Raw genomic sequence first — 18714 nt, forward strand, 5'->3', positions numbered from 1 at the left:
AGCGCGACATAGCCCCAGAAGGGGCAGTCCATATCAGTCGATATGCCACTTAAAGGATTATCATGGAGTCACACATACTTGCATCTCAATTACGCCGGCCCAATGGTGAGGAGGCGTCTGAAGTTGCACAAAAGATGAATGAGGCAAACCGTGCCCTCAACCTTAAATGCATTGAACTTTTGCAGCTAAGGGCATCAGAGTCACTGTTAGAAATTGGCCCGGGTAATGGCGCATTTGTAGCCGATATTCTTAGTATGGCCAGCGACATCTCTTATATGGGGCTTGATTGGTCTCCAGACATGGTCGAAGAGGCAAAGCGTCTCAACGAGCACTTGGTAGAGCAGGGATGCGCGCAGTTTCAACAAGGCAGCTCTGAACAACTTCCCTTTGAAGCAAGCACATTCAATAAAGTGCTGACCGTTCACACCCTGTACTTTTGGAAAAACCCCGGCGATCACCTGGCAGAGATTCGGCGGGTAATGAAACCTAACAGCCTCTTTTGCATTGCATTCGGAGATCGTGCCTTTATGAAGGATCTTCCCTTTGTACCCTATGGTTTTAATCTCTATGACTGCGCAGAAGTCTGTGCACTACTACGCTCTTGCGGCTTTCAAATAGTGGATACCTATCAGCACAAGGAAAGTGGGCTGAGTAACACAGGCGAGCATGTGGATAAGGTCATTAACATTATTACAAGCAAGGTCTAAGGCTGCTGCTCCGGCGAATGCCACAAGCCTAGCCCTGTTGTAAAAGAGCCACTAAGCCGTTTTTATTTGTGCGCCACCAGCCCCAAAACCAGGACGAAATGCAGAAAATAAACCAGACCTATCTGGACGAAGATTTTTCAGGCCAGGACCTAAGCGATTGCTACTTTCAGAACTGCAAATTTTATCGCTGTAACTTCGAGCGCGCGGCTCTGCGGGATGCTCGTTTCGAAAACTGCACTTTTATTGAGCCAGGAGATCCTGAAGGGTGTCAGTTCAACTATTGTGATCTGCGCGATGCTCGCTTTACCCAGTGTCAGTTGGCCTTGGCAAACTGGAGAGGAGCAAACTGCCAAGGTGCTGAATTTAGAGATTGCGACCTGAAAGGCGCTAACTTCGCTCATGCTCAGTTCTGTAACAGGGTCAGCCATCAATTGTACTTCTGCAATGTGATTATTACCGGCTGCAATCTGAGCTATACCAACTTTGAACGGCAGTGCATTGAGAAATGTGACCTTTCTGAAAACAAGTGGTCAGGGGCTAACTTACGCGGTGCCTCATTCAAAGAGTCCGATCTAAGTCGAGGCGTATTCTCAGCCCAAAGCTGGGGAGAGTTCAGTGTAATTGGCTGCAACTTAAGCCATTCGGAATTAGACGGCCTGGATCCACGCCGGGTTGATCTAACTGGTGTCCAAATTTGTGCTTGGCAACAGGAACAGTTACTGGAACAGCTTGGTTTGATTGTCATGCCAGACTAAGGGATATTTCTGGCACCCAATATGGGAAAGCCTAAAATCCTTGCTATCTGAACAGGCAGCCACGCAAACAATAACGCGTTTTATCGTAAAGGAGCAGCCACCGCTTATGAGCCCAAAACAGCTAGTCTCTGCCTGGGTAGACGCCTTCAACCAAGGCAATGCCGATAAGATTACCGAATTCTATGCCAGTGACGCTATTAACCATCAGGTAGCCAATGCGCCGGTCGAAGGCAAAGAGGCTATCCGCGCCATGTTCAGAGCCGAATTTGCCAATGCCAAGATGGTTTGTATCGTCGAAAATATATTTGAAGATGGCGACTGGGCAATCCTGGAGTGGAAAGACCCCATCGGGCTACGAGGCTGTGGCTTTTTCAAGGTGGAAAACAGCTTAATTACTTTTCAGCGCGGGTACTGGGACAAGCTCAGTTTCTTAAAAGCGCATAACTTGCCTATTCCCCAATAAGACGCAGCAATACTCGTCCCCACAAGCTGCAATACCCTATCGGCCCCTATAGATTGAGATACAAAGGGCCTGACCTTGCCCCTTTTATTCTCAGCAGATGACCATTGCGGACAGGCAATAGTTGAGGAAACTGCTACAACTGTTGGTATCAGTTAAGGCATGGTTGGAGGAACTGATGCTGAGAATACTTAAAATCTTACTGGTTCTTTTTATTGGTCTGCACGCGCTGATATACGCAGTGCAAAATATTGCAAATCTGGGCCCGGCTCATGCCGCACTGGGTTATGTGCTATCAAATCAGGGGCATGAGGTTTACCCCGACAGTATGTTTTTCTCTGTAACCCATCCCATGCTGCATTGGTGCGCCCTGTGGCTGGTGATTCTCGGCGAGTCAGCGGTTGGCTTCTTTGGTATCAAAGGGGCGGTGAGCATGCTGGCGGCGCGAAAAGGCTCATCTGCGCAGTTTCATGCCGCTAAAACCAGCGGCGTGATCGCGGCGGCACTTGCATTACTGGTCTGGTTTGGGCTTTTTATGACCTTTGGGGCGGCATTCTTTCAAATGTGGCAAACCCAAGTCGGCACGGGTTCTATGGAGGGTGCCTTTATGTACTCGATGGCATCAGCAATTACTATGATGTTTGTCTATAGCACCGCGGATTGACCACGTCAGATCACATTGCTTTGACTAAATCTGCAGCTTTGGTGGTAAATTGGTAGGTCGATTGAGACTCCCCCAAAGCGAACGCGCGCCTTGTGGTGGTAGATAACCACCCAGAGATTAATTGAAAAATGAGGACAAGCAGTGAATAAGGAATGGAACTTAACTCTTAACGATCAGCTAATCAGGATTACCAATAGTTGGTTTCATGGCATGAAACTCTATATCAATGGCGAGTTAAAAGACCATGACCGCCGACTTTTTGCCCTTGGCAACCTGGTCACCCTATCAGCAAAGCTGGACGATGGTAGTGTTCTAGAGGTTGAACCTAAGGCCATTTTCACGGTTGAAATAAAGGTATACCTAACCAAAGACAGTGAGCGTTCTGCGGTCTTTAGTTCATCAGACAGATTACCATTGTCCCAGCAACGCACATTGCGTCAAAGCAAATAGCAATGCCCCCTAGCCGGTACATCCATTCTCTACACAACGTATTAAGGGTATTGCACTATGAAAATGAATTACTTTGTCTTTGGCACCAACGATATGGTTAAAGCCATTGGCTTTTATGATGCCTTTTTTGAAGATACCGGCGTTAACAAAGGCCAGGCAATGGGGCGCATGACGTTATGGACAAACGGCGATTTTATGTTTGCCGTCGCCGAGCCTTTTAACGCTGAACCAGCCACTAACGGCAATGGCACTATGCTGGGGCTGAATTTAGGCTCTAAGCAGGAGGTGGAGCGGTTATACCAAAAAGGTCTGGCATTGGGTGGCCAAAGTGAAGGTGAACCCGCCGTCAGGTCAGGGCGGTTTTCAGCTTATTTTCGAGATCTTGACCAGAATAAAATTTGCTTGTTTGCGTAATTAAGTCACTTAGCATACTTAGCTGACCTTTATCCGCCCAAGGGGTTTATGTTATCTAGAGAGAAGCCGCAAAGCATTGTGCAGTTTGCCCCTGGTATGGTGGTGGCTTACGGTCAGGCCATTGATGCCATCACCCACCATCACCCGTTATGGCAGCTGTGTCTGCCCAGTGAAGCCAGCTTGCTTAATGATCGGCCCTTATCGTCAGGGGCGGTTATTGCCCCCAACATCCCCCATAGGCTGGCCATGCCTAATGGCTGGGTAATTTTAGCAGAGCCACAAAGTCTGCTGGGTGAAGCTATCAGCCAGCTTCCCACCGTGCTCCCGCAGATAATTGATGCAAGCAACTGGCAAACTCTATTGCAGCAACTACAAGGTTACCCAAAGCTAACAGAGGCTTTGCAATACAATCCCTATCTTTGCCAGGATCCAAGATTACAAAAACTATTGGCCAAACTGGACGCCTGCTTTAGTGGTGATTGCTTAAAACCGGAGCAATGGCGTGCCCATCAGGTAGCCAATTGGCTGGCACTGTCTGAAAGCCGCTTTTTACACCTGGTAAAAGCCGAATTAGGCATGGCCTGGCGCCCCTACCTGCTGTGGCGACGACTGATTTGCGCCATGCAAGCGCTTCGAGGGGGAATGTCGTCTACCCAAGCAGCTCATCTGGCGGGTTTTAGCGACAGTGCCCATTTAAGTCGTACCGTTAAGGCTACTTTTGGCATGACCAGCAAGCAATTGTTGCAAAGCTTCCAACCCTAAGTTAGCCAGTTTATTCAATTTATACGCCGATTTAGGGGCTATTCTGCCTTCCATTCAATAAGGAGGCACAAATGACCACAGCCTATTTGCAGGAAACCACCCTGCTCGATTTCAGCCACAGCAGTATTCAACAACTGATATCCGACAAGCACTGGCGTGCCCTTAGCACTCAGAACGCAATCGCCGCCGTGTACAGCTTTGTGCGCGACGAGATTCTGTTTGGTTACAACGCCGATGACAGTATTCCTGCCAGCCAGGTACTGGCCGACGGTTACGGCCAGTGTAATACCAAAAGCACCTTATTTATGGCGCTCCTGCGGGCCCTTGGCATTCCCTGCCGCCTGCATGGCTTTAGTATTTACAATGCGCTGCAACGTGGGGCGATTCCGGCCTACTTAATGCCGCTGGCGCCCAAACGCATATTGCACAGCTGGGTAGAAGTGCATTTAGCCGACAAGTGGCTGGATATCGAAGGCTTTATTATCGACAGGCCATTTTTACGCCAGGTTCAGCAGGCTTTTGGCGACTGCGGCAAATTCAGCGGCTACGGCATTGCGGTGCCCTGCCTGCAAAAGCCACAAAATGACTTTAACGGCGGCAATACCTATATTCAGGCTGAAGGGATCGCCGATGACTTTGGCCTGTTCACCCAGCCCGATGATTTTTATGCCAAGCATGGCAGCAATTTACGGGGTGTTAAAAAGCTGTTGTACCGCTATGTACTCAGGCATTTAATTAACTATAACGTCAATCGCATTCGCCGCTTGGGCATCCCACCCGCTAGGAGCAAGGTTTAACATACCTGGCCGCCTAAACAGGGTATAGTGGCGCCATTCACTTGCCCAACGGCTCATCTTGCAGATATTTATGTACCAACTTCACGCATTCAATCCACAACAGTTCTTGCAGCAGAATTGGCAAAAACAGCCAACGCTGATTCGTGGCGGCTTCCCCGGCTTTGTTGATTTATTGGATGAACACGATTTGGCTGGGCTGGCTCAGGAGCCAGACATTGATGCCCGGATTGTGTCCAGGCAAGGCAATAACTGGCAGGTTGCACAAGGGCCATTTGACGACTTTACGCCCCATTGCCATGGCCAGTGGAGCTTGCTGGTGCAAGGGGTGGATCTGTATCTGGATGAAGCCACTGAATTGTTGAACGCCTTTAACTTTATTCCGCGCTGGCGCATAGACGACCTGATGGTGAGTTACTCCGTACCTGGGGCCGGGGTTGGCCCGCACTTGGACCAATATGATGTGTTTATTATTCAGGGTAAGGGCCGCCGTCATTGGCAGGTAGGTGATAAGGGCCAGTATACCGAGCATCGCCCACACCCCCTACTCGGGCAGGTAGAGGCTTTCGAACCTATTATTGATGCGGTTTTGGAGCCTGGCGATATTCTCTATATTCCTCCCGGCTTTCCCCACTGTGGCGAGGCGATAGAGCCAAGCCTGAACTATTCGGTTGGCTTTCGCGCCCCCAACCAGCAAGATTTACTCTCGTCGCTGGCTGATTTTGCCTTACAACAGGAAGGGCTGACCCAGCGTTACCAGGATCCAGACCTGAAATCCCGCGCCCTAAGCGGTGAAGTGCTTAGCTGCGAAGTGGAAAAAATTCGAGCGTTGCTGCAAGCCAGCCTGCAAGGGCCGGCCTTTACCCAATGGCTAGGCAGCTTCCTAAGCCGGGGGCCGCAAGAAGAATCTTTTGAGGACGGCGAACTGCCGCTACATGCCTTGTTTGACTACCTGCAAAGCGGCCAGCCTCTACAACGCCGACTGGATTACAAAGGCGTGTGGTTGCAAACTGACAGTCCACAAGTTCAGTTACACCTTGGTGAGCTGAATACCACCTTAGATAAACATCTACTGCCCTATCTTGAGCCTATGTTGTCCCAAGCATGCTGGGAGAAACCGGACAACCTTGCGGACGAGACACTGATGTCGCTGTGCCAGGCTATTCTGCCGCTGGTGAATGCCGGGGTTTGGGAGCCTATCGAAGACTAAGCAAAATGGCGGCCTGGTTGTTCAGGCCGCATCAAACACAGGCGGCAAGCTAATCTATCCCCAACTCCTTGAGCTTACGGGTTAAGGTATTGCGCCCCCACCCTAACTTACGCGCAGCTTCTTGTTTATGGCCATGCGTATGGTGCAAAGCCCGTTCTAGCAAAATACGTTCAAAGCTTATAGCCGCGTCATTAAGAATATTCTGCTGCCCCGCTTGCAGCTGTTTATCAGCCCAGCCTGCCAGCAGACTCTGCCAGTCACCATTGCCTCCCTGCGCCACATCCTGAACAAGTGGCTGTTGATGCAATTCCGGGGGCAAATCCGATGGGATCACTTCCTTGCCGCTGGCCATCACGGTTAGCCACCGACACAGGTTTTCCAGCTGTCGCACATTACCTGGCCAGGGTAAATTCGCCAGGATCTTAGCGGTATCTTTGCCCAGGGTTTTGGCTTCAACTTCCAATTCTTTGGCTGCCTTAAGCAAAAAATGCTCGGCCAGGGGCGCAATATCTTCTCGTCGCTCCGACAGCCTGGGAATATGAATGCGGATCACGTTCAGGCGGTGAAATAAATCTTCCCTAAACTTACCCTGAGCAACGCGCTGCTCCAGATTTTGGTGGGTGGCCGCGATAATACGCACATCTACCGAAACCGGATTATGACCGCCCACCCGGTAAAATTGCCCATCGGCCAGCACCCGCAATAAACGCGTTTGCACGTCCAGTGGCATATCACCAATTTCATCTAGAAACAGCGTACCGCCATCGGCCTGCTCAAAACGCCCTTGTCTGGCATTTTGTGCGCCGGTAAAAGCGCCTTTTTCATGGCCAAAGAGTTCAGATTCGATCAGGTCGGTGGGAATGGCGGCCATGTTCAGGGCAATAAAAGGCGCTTTGGCTCTTGGACTATGGCGATGCAAGGCCTTAGCCACCAACTCCTTGCCGGTACCTGATTCCCCGTTTATCAGCACACTGATGCTGGAGCGGGATAAGCGCCCGATGGCGCGAAAAACTTCCTGCATGGCCGGCGCCTCGCCGATAATTTCGGTTTCCAGGCGTGGCGTTTGCCGTTGTTGCAAACGCAATTGTTCGCGGGAGTGAGCCAAAGCCCGCTTCACCAGATTCACGGCTTCATCGATATCAAAGGGCTTGGGCAGATACTCAAAAGCGCCACCCTGATAGGCATTTACGGCGCTATCCAGGTCCGAATGGGCGGTCATAATAATAACCGGCAAATTCGCGAACTGACGATGTACCTCTTCAAGCAACTGCATCCCATCCATCTGCGGCATACGGATGTCTGATACTATCACTTCGGGCTGCTGCCCGGCTTCCAGTTGACGCAGCAAGTCCTGCGGATTTTCAAAGCAGTAACACTGAATATCTGCCGTTTGCAGGGCTTTTTGCAGCACCCAGCGAATAGAGCTGTCATCGTCTACAATCCAAACCGGGGCAACACTCATAGGCTTGGCTCCTTCTTATCAATAGGCAGATAAATGGTAAATTCGGTATGGCCTGGCCAGCTTTCCACCTCGATTTTGCCCCTATGATGGTCAATCAGGTTCTGGGCGATAGACAGGCCCAGCCCGGTGCCATCCTGCTTGCCAGTGACCATGGGATAAAACAAGGTATCTTTCAGCCTTTCTGGAATGCCCGGACCGTTATCGATAATCTTAATCTGAGCACATAAGGGATAACGCTTACCGTGAATGGTGACCTGTCGCTCAATACGGGTGACAAAACGGATAACTCCCTTCCCTTCCAGCACTTGCACGGCGTTGCGGGCAATATTCAGCACCGCTTGCTGGATTTTTTCTTCATCAATCCACAACTCAGGAATACTGGGGTCGTAGTCCCTCACAAGCTGTACATCGGCAATTTCGTCGAGACTTAGCAAGGTGCGAATTTTTTCCAGCACTTTGTGCAGATTATGCCACTGAAAACTGGGCGGCTTATTGGGACCAAGCAGCCTGTCGACCAAATTGCGTAGGCGGTCGGCCTGTTCAATGATCAAGCCAGTGAACTCGCGCAGCTCGGCGTCTTCAAGCTGCTTTTCTAACAATTGTGCCGCCCCACGCAACCCGCCCAGCGGATTCTTAATTTCATGAGCTAAACCACGCACCAATTCCCTGGCAGCTTGTTGCTGCGCCCACAATTGATTTTCCTGACTAATGCGACGCAGGTGATCGATCTTTTTGATTTCAAGCAGCAGCATGGGTTGCCCCTGATGCTCAATGCTGGATACCGTGATATCTGCTAACGAATGGCGCCCGTCGGCAAAGATGACCTGCACCTCGCTGTCAGAGAAGCTGTCTCTGTCACGTAATGCATTGACCAAACGCTGCGTTTCTATGCTGGACTGCAAAAACAGCTTGCGCAGTTCATGGCCCTGCAGCTGATTTAAGCTTTGTTCAAAAAAGGCTTCTGCCGCCGGATTGGCATACCTGACCTTTAGCTCGCTATCCAGCACCACTAATGCCAGCGACAATTGGCTAATCAAGCCTTGTGGAAATCCTGTTGTCACCCATACCTCGCGATTTTTCTGCCGCCGGTCTGCTATCACCGAGACGCTATGCACCAATATAGTGCAAAAGCTCAGAAGACACGCATTATTTTAATGCGCTAACAGCCGCGGTGTCGTTTGGATGCCTCAACCTGACCGGTTCAAGACAGACGCCTGGTGCAGGTAAAAGATTCTGCTTGGAGACGATGCAAGGATCTTGCCCGATTTGCCCACTAGTTGAACTTCTATTTTGTGTTCGCCTCTGGGCACACCTTGCAGGGAGAATTGCGGAGATGCCTTGGTTGACACCACCTGGCCATCTAACACCAGTTGGAACATACCTGTGCCTTTGGGGTCAATGCTGGCGCTGACATTCACTTCCCCCAAGTTATTGCGGATTGTTTCCTCATGAGCTGGAGACTGAATGCTGATGTTGTAGTGGATACCAGGTTTTGGCGGTGTAGTAGTGGGCTTAGCGTCCTGTTTTGGCGCAAGCGACTGTGAGGTATTGGCACTTGGCAGAGCAACAGGTACGGCACCGGCCACGGGCCGATCCGTGTACACAACAGTGCCATCGGCTTTAACCACTTTATACAATGTGGCGCCTTGTACCGACAGGGCAAACATGGCTAAAAGCCAGCTCAGTCTCATCTGACCCCCAAATTATTGCCTTTCAACCAGACTCTGCTCTGACAGTGTAGCCTGAGCCGGAGCAACAAAAAAGCCCGCACAATGGCGGGCTTGTTATGCAAGATGAGACTTACACGCTGTAGTACATATCGAATTCTACCGGGTGCGTGGTCATGGCCAGTTTTTCCACTTCCAGGCGCTTGATAGCGATATAAGCGTCGAGCATGTCGTCAGACATAACACCGCCTTCCTTCAGGAAGTCGCGGTCTGCATCCAACGCATCCAACGCCATTTCCAGACTGTGCGCAACAGTTGGGATGTCTTTTGCTTCTTCTGGCGGCAGATCGTACAAGTCTTTATCCATGGCATCGCCAGGGTGGATCTTGTTCTTGATACCGTCTAGGCCAGCCATCAGCATAGCGGCGAAAGACAGGTAAGGGTTAGCTGCCGGATCAGGGAAGCGGATTTCAACACGACGCCCTTTCACGCTTGGTACGTGAGGAATACGGATAGAGGCACTGCGGTTACGTGCAGAGTAAGCCAGCATAACCGGTGCTTCAAACCCAGGTACCAGACGCTTATAAGAGTTGGTGGTTGGGTTAGTAAAGGCATTCAGTGCGCGAGCGTGTTTAATGATGCCACCGATATAGAACAGTGCATCTTCTGACAGACCTGCATACTTGTCACCAGCAAAGATGTTCTTGCCATCTTTGGAGATAGACTGGTGCACGTGCATACCAGAACCGTTATCACCTACCAGCGGCTTAGGCATAAAGGTCGCCGTTTTACCGTAGGCATCAGCCACGTTGTGTACAACGTACTTATAAATTTGCACTTCGTCCGCTTTCTTAACCATAGTGTTGAAACGGCAAGCGATCTCGTTCTGACCGGCCGTTGCAACTTCGTGGTGGTGCGCTTCGATAGACAGGCCCATTTCTTCCATTACCAAGCACATAGCGGCACGGATGTCGTGTGCAGAGTCGACGGGAGGAACCGGGAAGTAACCACCTTTCACGCCAGGGCGGTGACCTTTGTTGCCACCTTCAAACTCAACACCTGAGTTCCACTTGGCTTCCATGGAGTCAATTTCATAGAAAGAACCGGCCATGTCAGTATGGAAACGAATGTCATCAAACATAAAGAACTCTGGCTCTGGCCCCATCAGAACGGTGTCACCAATACCAGTAGACTTCAGATATTCTTCTGCGCGACGGGCGATAGAACGCGGGTCACGATCATAGCCTTGCATGGTAGCTGGCTCGTAGATGTCGCAGCGAATATTGATTTGCGTTTCTTCTGCAAAAGGATCCAGTACTGCACTCTCCGCATCAGGCATCAACACCATGTCGGAATCGTTAATACCTTTCCAACCTGCGATGGAAGAACCGTCGAACATCTTACCTTCTTCGAAGAACTCTTCGTCCACCAGGGCAGCAGGAATAGTAACGTGCTGCTCTTTTCCTTTGGAATCGGTAAAACGCAAGTCAACAAACTTGGCTTCACTTTCTTTGATCAGGTCCAGTGCCTTTTCTACTGACATTATGTCCTCCAGGTTGATATTCAAAACGCAGATTTTAGTGCTCTGCGGATAAGTCGAACTTTGTTGATGCTTCAAAAGCCATTTTCATGCCAAGTTGCAGTATCCATTAGCTATGCAGCTTTTAGGGCATCAACCACTATATCGAGCCATTTTGGCGCAAGTAAAAGCACCAAAATAGTGCAGCATCGCACCAACATGGCGCACACTGTGCCAGAAAGATGCACCTAAACGTAAGCCGACTAGCGAAAAATCTCAATGTGTCGTCGCAAAATCCTTGAGAAAACTGTACAATCCGCCGCCTGAAAAAAGGCATTGGGTGAAAAAACCGACAAAACCGGCTTAAAAACCCAGCTTGTGTCGTCTGGATGCAATACACTCAGATCACAATGCCCGTAAATAGTATGACCAGATCCGCTCCACGCCACCAAGAGAGAATCAGATGAGTTCACAAAACACCTCATTAGAGAAATTGAGGAACATAGCCATAATTGCCCACGTTGACCACGGTAAAACCACATTGGTTGACAAACTATTGCAACAATCCGGTACGCTGGACAACCGCAAAGGCACAGACGAACGCGTCATGGATTCCAACGCCCTGGAAAAAGAGCGTGGCATTACTATCCTGGCCAAAAACACTGCTATTAATTGGAAGGACTATCGCATCAACATCCTGGACACACCGGGACACGCCGACTTTGGTGGTGAAGTTGAGCGCGTCCTGTCCATGGCGGATTCTGTTTTATTGCTGGTTGATGCTGTTGACGGCCCAATGCCGCAAACCCGCTTTGTAACCCAGAAGGCATTCGCCCACGGATTGAACCCCATTTTGGTTATCAACAAAATCGACCGTCCTGGTGCCCGTCCTGATTGGGTAATGGATCAGGTGTTCGATCTGTTTGATAACCTGGGCGCTACCGACGAGCAGCTAGACTTCCCTGTGGTGTATGCCTCAGCTCTGCAAGGTTGGGCCAGCCTGGATGAAAACGAACAAGCCAGCGATATGGAAGCCCTTTATCAGGCCATCGTCGATAAAGTATCGCCTCCCAAGGCAGACCCTGAAGGTTCTCTGCAAATGCAGGTATCTCAGTTGGATTACTCCAGCTACCTGGGCATTATCGGCATCGGCCGCATTAAGCGCGGTCAGGTTAAACTTAACCAGCAGGTCACTATTGTGGGTGCCGATGGCAAGAAGCGTAACGGCAAGATTGGTCAGGTATTTGGTTACCTGGGTCTGGACCGCTACGAAGCAGAAACTGCCAGTGCCGGTGACATCGTCGCCATCAGTGGTTTGGGCGAGCTGAAAATTTCCGACACTATCTGCGCCGTAGATAATGTTGAAGCCCTGCCTCCCTTGTCTGTAGATGAGCCAACGGTAACCATGACCTTCCAGGTTAACACCTCGCCGTTTGCCGGTCAGGATGGTAAATTTGTTACTTCACGTCAGATTCTGGAAAGACTGCAAACCGAACTGAAGCACAACGTAGCACTGCGTGTGGAAGAAACCGCAGACCCGGATAAATTCCGCGTCTCTGGTCGTGGTGAACTGCACTTGGGCGTTCTGATCGAAAACATGCGTCGCGAAGGCTACGAACTGGCCGTGTCCCGCCCGGAAGTTATCCTGCGCAGAGAAGGCGAGCAGTTGCTTGAGCCCTACGAAACACTGACCCTGGATATCGAGGAAGAGAACCAGGGTTCTATTATGGAACAGCTGGGTCTGCGCAAAGCAGAAATGCGCGATATGAATCCCGATGGCAAAGGCCGTGTACGTATCGACTTTGTGGTACCCAGCCGCGGTCTTATCGGCTTCCAGACCGACTTTATGACCCTGACCTCAGGTACAGGTCTGATGTATCACACCTTCCTGGAATACGGCCCGCATGCCGGGGGCCGTATCGGTCAGCGTAACAACGGTGTACTGATCTCCAATGGTAAGGGCAAAGCCCTGGCTTACGCCTTGTTCAACCTGCAAGAACGTGGCCGTTTGTTTATTGGTCACGGCGCAGAAGTGTACGAAGGCCAGATTATCGGTATTCACAGCCGAGATAACGACCTGACAGTTAATGCTCTGAAAGGTAAGCAGCTGACTAACGTTCGTGCCGCCGGTACCGACGAAGCGCTGACGCTAACGCCACCAGTGAGAATGACACTGGAAAGAGCCCTGGAGTTTATCGACGATGATGAACTGGTAGAAGTCACGCCTAACCATATCCGTCTGCGTAAAAAACTGCTGACGGAAAATGAACGTAAGCGTGCTTCCAGAAGCGCTGACTAATACCCAAACCCGCCTCGTGCGGGTTTTTTATGTCCAGGGATGGACGGGCAGAAAAATTGCTCCTGCATTTTCTGCACTTCCACCGTCCATGGTGGTCGGCCGAAAAACTGCTCCTGCGTTTTCTGCACTTCCACCATCCATGGTGGTCGGCCAAAATTATAAGCTACCTCCATGTCGCTTACCTGCTATGCAGGCCAGCTAAAGCTGCTCATAGCCTTCCTACGCTATGGTGCTCCTCGGCTTTATCTCCTGAGTCGCCCTACCTCCTCCTAACTTGGCGGTAAAAAAGACTAAATTCCTTACTGACCCGAAATTCATTTAGATTTAGATAAGATTCTTTATCATCTGTCTGCATTCACCTAAAGGACTTTCCTATGTTGCGACGCTATTTTCTGCCACTGGCCCTGGTTTTATTGAGTGCCTGTCAGGACGATACCCCCGACAATAAGCCGTTGATCCGTCCTATCGCCTGGACAGAAGTCTCAGCCTCGCCATTGGAACAAGTACGCAGATTATCCGGTACCATGGCCCCGGTTGAAGCCGCGAATTTAAGCTTTGAAGTGAATGGCAAGGTCGATGCGGTTAAAGTTAATCTGGGGGAAAGTGTTAAACAGGGCCAGGAGCTGGCCAGGTTAAATCAACGTAGCTTTAATCTCAGCCTCCAATCAGCCCAGGCCACTTTGGAACAGGCAAAAGCCAATCTGACCGAAGCTGAAAATGAATATCAACGCTACGCCGAGCTGGTTGAACAGGGCGTGGTGTCCAAGTCCGGTTTTGACAATGCCAAGGCGGCTTTCGAATCAACCCGCAGTGCCGTTGGTGTAGCCCAGGCGCAGTTAGACATTGCGCGGAAAAATCTGCATGACAGCGTATTGTTAGCGCCTTACGACGGCATTATTACCAAGCGCCTGATAGAGCCCTCCCAGCAGATTAGCGCCGGGCAGACGGTGTTTGAGATCGAAGGCGAGCATGGGCTGGAGGTTCGTCTGATGGTGCCGGAAACCATTATCCGCGAATTACATAACGGTATGCCGCTGCCGGTGCGTTTCCCGGTACTACCCAACCTGACGCTGTCTGGCCGGGTCAGCGAAATTGGCACCCGCGCGGAAGCTGCTAATGCCTTTCCCATCGTTATCTTACTCAATGACCACGACCAAAGATTACGCGCTGGCATGACGGCCGAGGTAGACATCACTTTTCAGGGTAGCGGCCGCAGTGGCTTTAGCGGGCGCAGTCTGCGCGTGCCGGTATCCGCCCTGGCTGCCGATACCGGTAAGCAACTTTATCTGTTTGTCTATGACCCAGCGGAGCAAAAAGTTTTTAAACGTCAGGTACAAACAGAAAATATCATCAATAACGAAGTGTATATCAGCCAAGGTGTTGAAGAGGGTGAAATCGTCGCCACGGCTGGCGTCGCGTTCTTGCGCGATGGCCAGCAGGTAACCTTGCTGGACAAGCAAGTTCGACAGTTCAACTGAGGTCTGCACTATGAACCTGACGTCTCTGGCCTTTACGTACCGGAAAAGCGTGCTGATGGTACTGGCACTACTGCTGGTTAACGGCTTGATGGCCTATTTCAGTCTGCCAGCCCAGGAAGACCCTACTATTACCATTCGAGAGGCTATTATCAGCACGGCCTATCCCGGCATGGCACCGGAGCGGGTTGAACAGCTCATCACCAAACGACTGGAAGAAGAAATCCGCAAAATCCCTGAAGTCAAAAAGCTCACGTCATCTTCCTCCACTGGTCTTTCGATTATTCATGTCAAAATTTATGACCGCTATTTCAACCTGGACAATATCTGGCAGGACTTGCGCAATAAGGTGCAGCAGGCCCAGCGCCACTTACCCGACGGCACTTATCCGTCCCAGGTAAATGACGAGTTCGGTGATGTGTCTGTGATAACCCTGGCCCTGACCGCCGACGGTTTCGGTATGGGTGAAATGTACGATGTAGCCAAGCATATCCGCGATACTTTGTATGGTGAGGAAGGCACCAAGAAAGTTGAAATTCTGGGGCATCAGGAAGAGCGGGTTTACTTGCAGGTCTCCAATGCCAGGCTGTCACAACTGGGCATTTCCCCCAAAGCCTTGATCGCAGAGTTACAGAATCAGAACATTATTAGTCCCGGCGGCCAGGTGGACACCGGGCGCAGCAGCTTTGTTATCGAACCCTCAGGAAATTTTCGCTCCCTGACGGATATAGCCAATACCCACCTGAGTATTCCCGGCACAGAAGACTACATAGCGCTGACCGATATTGTTGAGATTCAGCGCGGTTTTATCGACCCGCCCGACAAGCTGGCGTATTTCAACGGCACGCCGGCCATCTTCTTTGCCATTTCCATGTTGCCCGGTTACAACATTCTCGATTACGCCCCCAAGATGCTGACCCGCATTCAAGCGCTGGAAGCCAGTCTTCCCATAGGTTATCAACTGGATATTGCGACCTACCAGGCTGAACAGGTAGAGAAAACCGTCCGCGGAGTATCAGTCAACGTATTACAAACCTTGGCAATCGTACTGGTGGTAGTGGTGCTGTTTTTGGGCGTTCGCACCGGGCTTATCGTCGGCACTATTGTGCCTTTTGTGATGTTGGTCACCCTGTCGATGATGCAGTTTTCCGGTATTAAGCTGGAACGAATGAGCCTGGCGACCCTAATTATAGCCTTAGGCTTACTGGTAGATAACGGTATCGTCATTGCAGAAGACTTCAAACGCAGGTTGGAAGATGGCGTCAACCGCTTTGACGCCATGTGTCAGGGTGGCAAAGAATTGGCTCTGCCACTGCTGAGCTCATCGGCCACCACGGTGTTTTTCTTTCTGCCCTTGATGCTGGCCGAGCATGTGGCCGGAGAATACACCCGCTCCATCTCGCTGGTTATTTTGATTACGCTACTTAGTAGCTGGGTATTGGCACTGTGTGTCACGCCCACCCTTTGCTATTTCTTCGTCAAACTGCCCAGCACTGAAACCGCCACCAGTAAAAGCAAATGGATGATACGCTACGAGCACTTCCTGCATTGGGTAATGGCGCATAAACTGCTTTTTATGGGCGCTATGTTTGCCCTTCTGGTGTTATCGGTTATCAGCATGAAACTGGTACCTAAGCAATTTTTCCCCGACTCAGATCGCACTCAAATTCTGGTCAATATCGATTTACCCAAAGGCACATCATCACGGGAAACCGACCGCCAGATGCGGGACATTTTTCGTTGGTTGGAACAAGACCAATATCAGGCCGTGATTGACAGTTACTCCGGTTACGTGGGCTTCAGCGGGCCAAGATTTGTGCTTTCTTTGAATCCCGAAGATCCGGCAGAAAACAAAGGTTTTATTGTTCTCAATGTGCATGAAGGCGTGGATTTGTCGGCCCTTTCCCTTGAGCTGGATAACGCCTTGGAAATGACCTTCCCCAATGTGTCAGCCAGGGTCAAGAAAATGTTCCTAGGCCCATCAGACTCCAGCATTATTAAGATTCAGGTTAAAGGCCCGGATGAAAATATTATCTACGCCAAGGCCCAGCAAATCATGGCCTTACTGAGTGATATCCCCAACACCATAGATGTGCGCAGTAACTGGGAAAACCGCATTGTTAAAATTGAAGTGCAAGTGGACCAACATCGTGCCCGGCGGGCAGGCTTAACCTCCAGCGATATAGCCACCGCCTTACAGGGGTATTTTTCCGGTGCGGTGATCACTGAATTCCGTGAAGGTGACGACATCATTCCGGTGATGCTGCGGGCTGCCGACGCTGAGCGCAGCAACCTGGACAGACTACGCACCCTGAATGTGTATTCGGAGCAAACCGGTCTGGCCGTTCCCTTGTTTCAGGTCGCTAATTTTGCACCGGTTAATCAATACTCCATTATTCACCGTGAAGACATGTTCCGCACCGTCAGCATTGAAGCCCGCAATGTGCGTATGGCGGCAGAAGATCTCAAGCGCATCGTAGATCCGCAATTGCAGGCATTAGCCGCGGATCTGCCGATGAATCACTATATTGAGTATGACGGCGTAATTACCGAATCGGCTGCCGCGCAAAAGGCCCTGAGCGCCAGCATGCCTATGGTACTGGGCCTAATCCTGATCTTACTGGTTGCTCAGTTTAATTCTTTCCGCCGTCCCTTGGTCATTGTGCTGACCATTCCGCTGGCCTTTATAGGTGCTGTGATAGGTTTGTTTGTCACTCAGGCGCCTTTTGGCTTTATGGTTTCTTTGGGGCTTTACAGCCTGGCGGGCATTATTATCAACAATGCTATTGTACTGATTGATCGAATAGAGATTGAAAAAGCCGAGGGGAAAACCCCTTACCAGGCCATTGTCGATGCCAGCCTGACCCGTCTGCGTCCCATTGCCATGACCACAATAACCACCATAATGGGCTTGTTGCCGCTGATCATCGGCAAGGATCCGTTGTTCCACGGTATGGCCAGTGTAATTGCATTTGGGTTGGGGATTGGCACCATTTTAACCTTGGGGGTGGTGCCAGTGTTGTATGCCGCCTTTTTCAAGGTGCGCCAGCCAGATGCGGCTTAAGCGCGATACCTGGCCTTGATAAACGCACTCACGAGTTCGCTTAGTGCCTGACCAACCACCCGGTTACCAGCCTCTAAGCCTGCTGGGTGGCGCACTGGCGCCCCTTCGGCCAAATGCAGGTACTGCACGCGGGGTAATAACGCCAGTCGGTGAACATAATACAGCGCATCATCCAACGACATGCCAGCAAAGGTTACCGCACTGGTTGGCAATTCACTGACCGCGTCCAGATCCAACTCTAAACCCAGAGGCTGCCCGGACGCTTGCAAGTAGTCACCCGCTCTGGACAGGGCCTGCTCAATACTCAACTCCCGTCGCCAGCGTAATTGCTGAATGCTGAACCAGGGGAATCCGGCCTGCTCCAATGCCTCCAGGGCATCATGGGAGTTTTTCTGTTCATGCAGACCAAGCACGGTGTAATGGGACAGATAGCCTTGTTGATATGCATATCTAAAGGGATTGCCACTGTGCCGGCCTTCCATACTGCGAAAATCACTGTGAGGGTCAAGATTGGCCACCGCCAGAGGCTCGCCACGACATTCGCTGCACGCCCGAATCAGACCGTAAGCGTTATTGTGACCACCACCGATCAGAATAGGAATTAGGCCGGCGGCAAAAATTGGCTTAAGGGCATTCACCAGACGCTGATCCAGTGCTTCACACTGCGCTCTTAATGTTGACAGCTCAGTGCCTGCAGATAAATCGTCACAGTTCAGCTCGCCAACCAACAGGATGTCATCCCCAGGCAGGAAGCTATTGGCCTGGAGATTCAGGAATATGGGTAAAAACGCCTGCCAACCTTGATGGGCACCGCCTTTACCACAATTGGCCAGTGGCCCGACTTGCTCAGGCACGCCCATCACAGCAAAACGACAGCCTGCGGCTTTGGCCTGTGCATAGTCGCTAAACCCATCCATGCTGAGCACCACTTGGCCGAGCTTGGTTTCTGCCGGCCGGGTATTTGTCAGCTGATGCAACTGGGCAGCATTAAGGAAGCGAACCGCATCCATAA

At 50.9% G+C, this 18714-nt stretch carries 17 protein-coding genes; 12 read left to right on the forward strand and 5 right to left on the reverse strand.

From position 1 onward, the window contains the following. Nucleotides 1-62: 62 nt before the first annotated feature. The 9 genes from IEX02_RS13785 (at nucleotide 63) to IEX02_RS13825 (ending at nucleotide 6216) form a co-directional block, all read left to right on the forward strand. The gene (locus tag IEX02_RS13785; protein ID WP_188696281.1) at nucleotides 63-707 is read left to right on the forward strand and encodes a class I SAM-dependent methyltransferase; all 645 of its coding nucleotides are present in this window, start codon (nucleotides 63-65) and stop codon (nucleotides 705-707) included. Between the two features lie 98 nt (nucleotides 708-805). Beyond that, nucleotides 806-1462 (forward strand): Qnr family pentapeptide repeat protein, encoded by a 657-nt coding sequence (locus IEX02_RS13790; protein WP_188696283.1) that lies wholly within the window; start codon nucleotides 806-808, stop codon nucleotides 1460-1462. Between the two features lie 106 nt (nucleotides 1463-1568). Then, nucleotides 1569-1925, forward strand: coding sequence for a nuclear transport factor 2 family protein (locus tag IEX02_RS13795; RefSeq protein WP_188696287.1), 357 nt, complete (start codon nucleotides 1569-1571; stop codon nucleotides 1923-1925). 175 nt (nucleotides 1926-2100) lie between these two features. After that, the gene (locus tag IEX02_RS13800) at nucleotides 2101-2586 is read left to right on the forward strand and encodes a DUF2165 family protein (protein WP_188696290.1); all 486 of its coding nucleotides are present in this window, start codon (nucleotides 2101-2103) and stop codon (nucleotides 2584-2586) included. A 141-nt stretch (nucleotides 2587-2727) separates the two neighbouring features. Beyond that, nucleotides 2728-3036: a hypothetical protein gene (locus IEX02_RS13805; protein WP_188696293.1), complete on the forward strand. Its 309-nt coding sequence runs from the start codon at nucleotides 2728-2730 to the stop codon at nucleotides 3034-3036. Nucleotides 3037-3093: 57 nt separating this feature from the next. Next, a complete protein-coding gene (locus IEX02_RS13810) occupies nucleotides 3094-3450 on the forward strand; it encodes a VOC family protein (RefSeq protein ID WP_188696297.1) in 357 nt (118 codons plus the stop codon). Nucleotides 3451-3498: 48 nt separating this feature from the next. After that, nucleotides 3499-4212 carry an AraC family transcriptional regulator gene (locus IEX02_RS13815; RefSeq protein WP_188696300.1) on the forward strand — a complete coding sequence of 238 codons (714 nt, stop codon included), beginning with the start codon at nucleotides 3499-3501 and terminating at the stop codon, nucleotides 4210-4212. Nucleotides 4213-4283: 71 nt separating this feature from the next. Next, on the forward strand, nucleotides 4284-5009 hold the full coding sequence (locus IEX02_RS13820; protein WP_188696302.1) for a transglutaminase-like domain-containing protein: 726 nt from the start codon (nucleotides 4284-4286) through the stop codon (nucleotides 5007-5009). A gap of 70 nt (nucleotides 5010-5079) precedes the next feature. Beyond that, complete coding sequence (locus IEX02_RS13825; RefSeq protein WP_188696305.1) at nucleotides 5080-6216, forward strand: cupin domain-containing protein; 1137 nt, start codon at nucleotides 5080-5082, stop codon at nucleotides 6214-6216. A gap of 49 nt (nucleotides 6217-6265) precedes the next feature. Here IEX02_RS13825 and glnG read toward each other — a convergent pair whose 3' ends face one another. The 4 genes from glnG to glnA all read right to left on the reverse strand — a co-directional run bounded on the left by glnG (nucleotide 6266) and on the right by glnA (nucleotide 10888). Continuing rightward, complete coding sequence (gene glnG / locus IEX02_RS13830) at nucleotides 6266-7678, reverse strand: nitrogen regulation protein NR(I) (RefSeq protein ID WP_188696308.1); 1413 nt, start codon at nucleotides 7676-7678, stop codon at nucleotides 6266-6268. Beyond that, nucleotides 7675-8739 (reverse strand): nitrogen regulation protein NR(II), encoded by a 1065-nt coding sequence (gene glnL / locus IEX02_RS13835; protein ID WP_188696311.1) that lies wholly within the window; start codon nucleotides 8737-8739, stop codon nucleotides 7675-7677. The genes glnG and glnL overlap by 4 nt, the downstream gene beginning before the upstream one ends. A gap of 126 nt (nucleotides 8740-8865) precedes the next feature. After that, the gene (locus IEX02_RS13840; protein WP_188696313.1) at nucleotides 8866-9369 is read right to left on the reverse strand and encodes a DUF4124 domain-containing protein; all 504 of its coding nucleotides are present in this window, start codon (nucleotides 9367-9369) and stop codon (nucleotides 8866-8868) included. A 109-nt stretch (nucleotides 9370-9478) separates the two neighbouring features. Beyond that, nucleotides 9479-10888 (reverse strand): glutamate--ammonia ligase, encoded by a 1410-nt coding sequence (glnA, locus tag IEX02_RS13845; protein WP_188696316.1) that lies wholly within the window; start codon nucleotides 10886-10888, stop codon nucleotides 9479-9481. A 439-nt stretch (nucleotides 10889-11327) separates the two neighbouring features. On the opposite strand from glnA, the gene typA reads away from it, so the two are divergent. The 3 genes from typA (at nucleotide 11328) to IEX02_RS13860 (ending at nucleotide 17702) form a co-directional block, all read left to right on the forward strand. Beyond that, nucleotides 11328-13163: a translational GTPase TypA gene (typA, locus tag IEX02_RS13850; protein ID WP_188696318.1), complete on the forward strand. Its 1836-nt coding sequence runs from the start codon at nucleotides 11328-11330 to the stop codon at nucleotides 13161-13163. 374 nt (nucleotides 13164-13537) lie between these two features. Next, the gene (locus IEX02_RS13855) at nucleotides 13538-14641 is read left to right on the forward strand and encodes an efflux RND transporter periplasmic adaptor subunit (protein WP_188696320.1); all 1104 of its coding nucleotides are present in this window, start codon (nucleotides 13538-13540) and stop codon (nucleotides 14639-14641) included. Between the two features lie 10 nt (nucleotides 14642-14651). After that, nucleotides 14652-17702: an efflux RND transporter permease subunit gene (locus IEX02_RS13860; protein WP_188696323.1), complete on the forward strand. Its 3051-nt coding sequence runs from the start codon at nucleotides 14652-14654 to the stop codon at nucleotides 17700-17702. Here IEX02_RS13860 and IEX02_RS13865 read toward each other — a convergent pair. Further along, nucleotides 17699-18712: a formimidoylglutamase gene (locus IEX02_RS13865; RefSeq protein WP_188696326.1), complete on the reverse strand. Its 1014-nt coding sequence runs from the start codon at nucleotides 18710-18712 to the stop codon at nucleotides 17699-17701. The genes IEX02_RS13860 and IEX02_RS13865 overlap by 4 nt on opposite strands. Nucleotides 18713-18714: the final 2 nt, after the last annotated feature.

It is taken from the genome of Bowmanella pacifica, assembly GCF_014645355.1.
Taxonomy (GTDB): domain Bacteria; phylum Pseudomonadota; class Gammaproteobacteria; order Enterobacterales; family Alteromonadaceae; genus Bowmanella; species Bowmanella pacifica.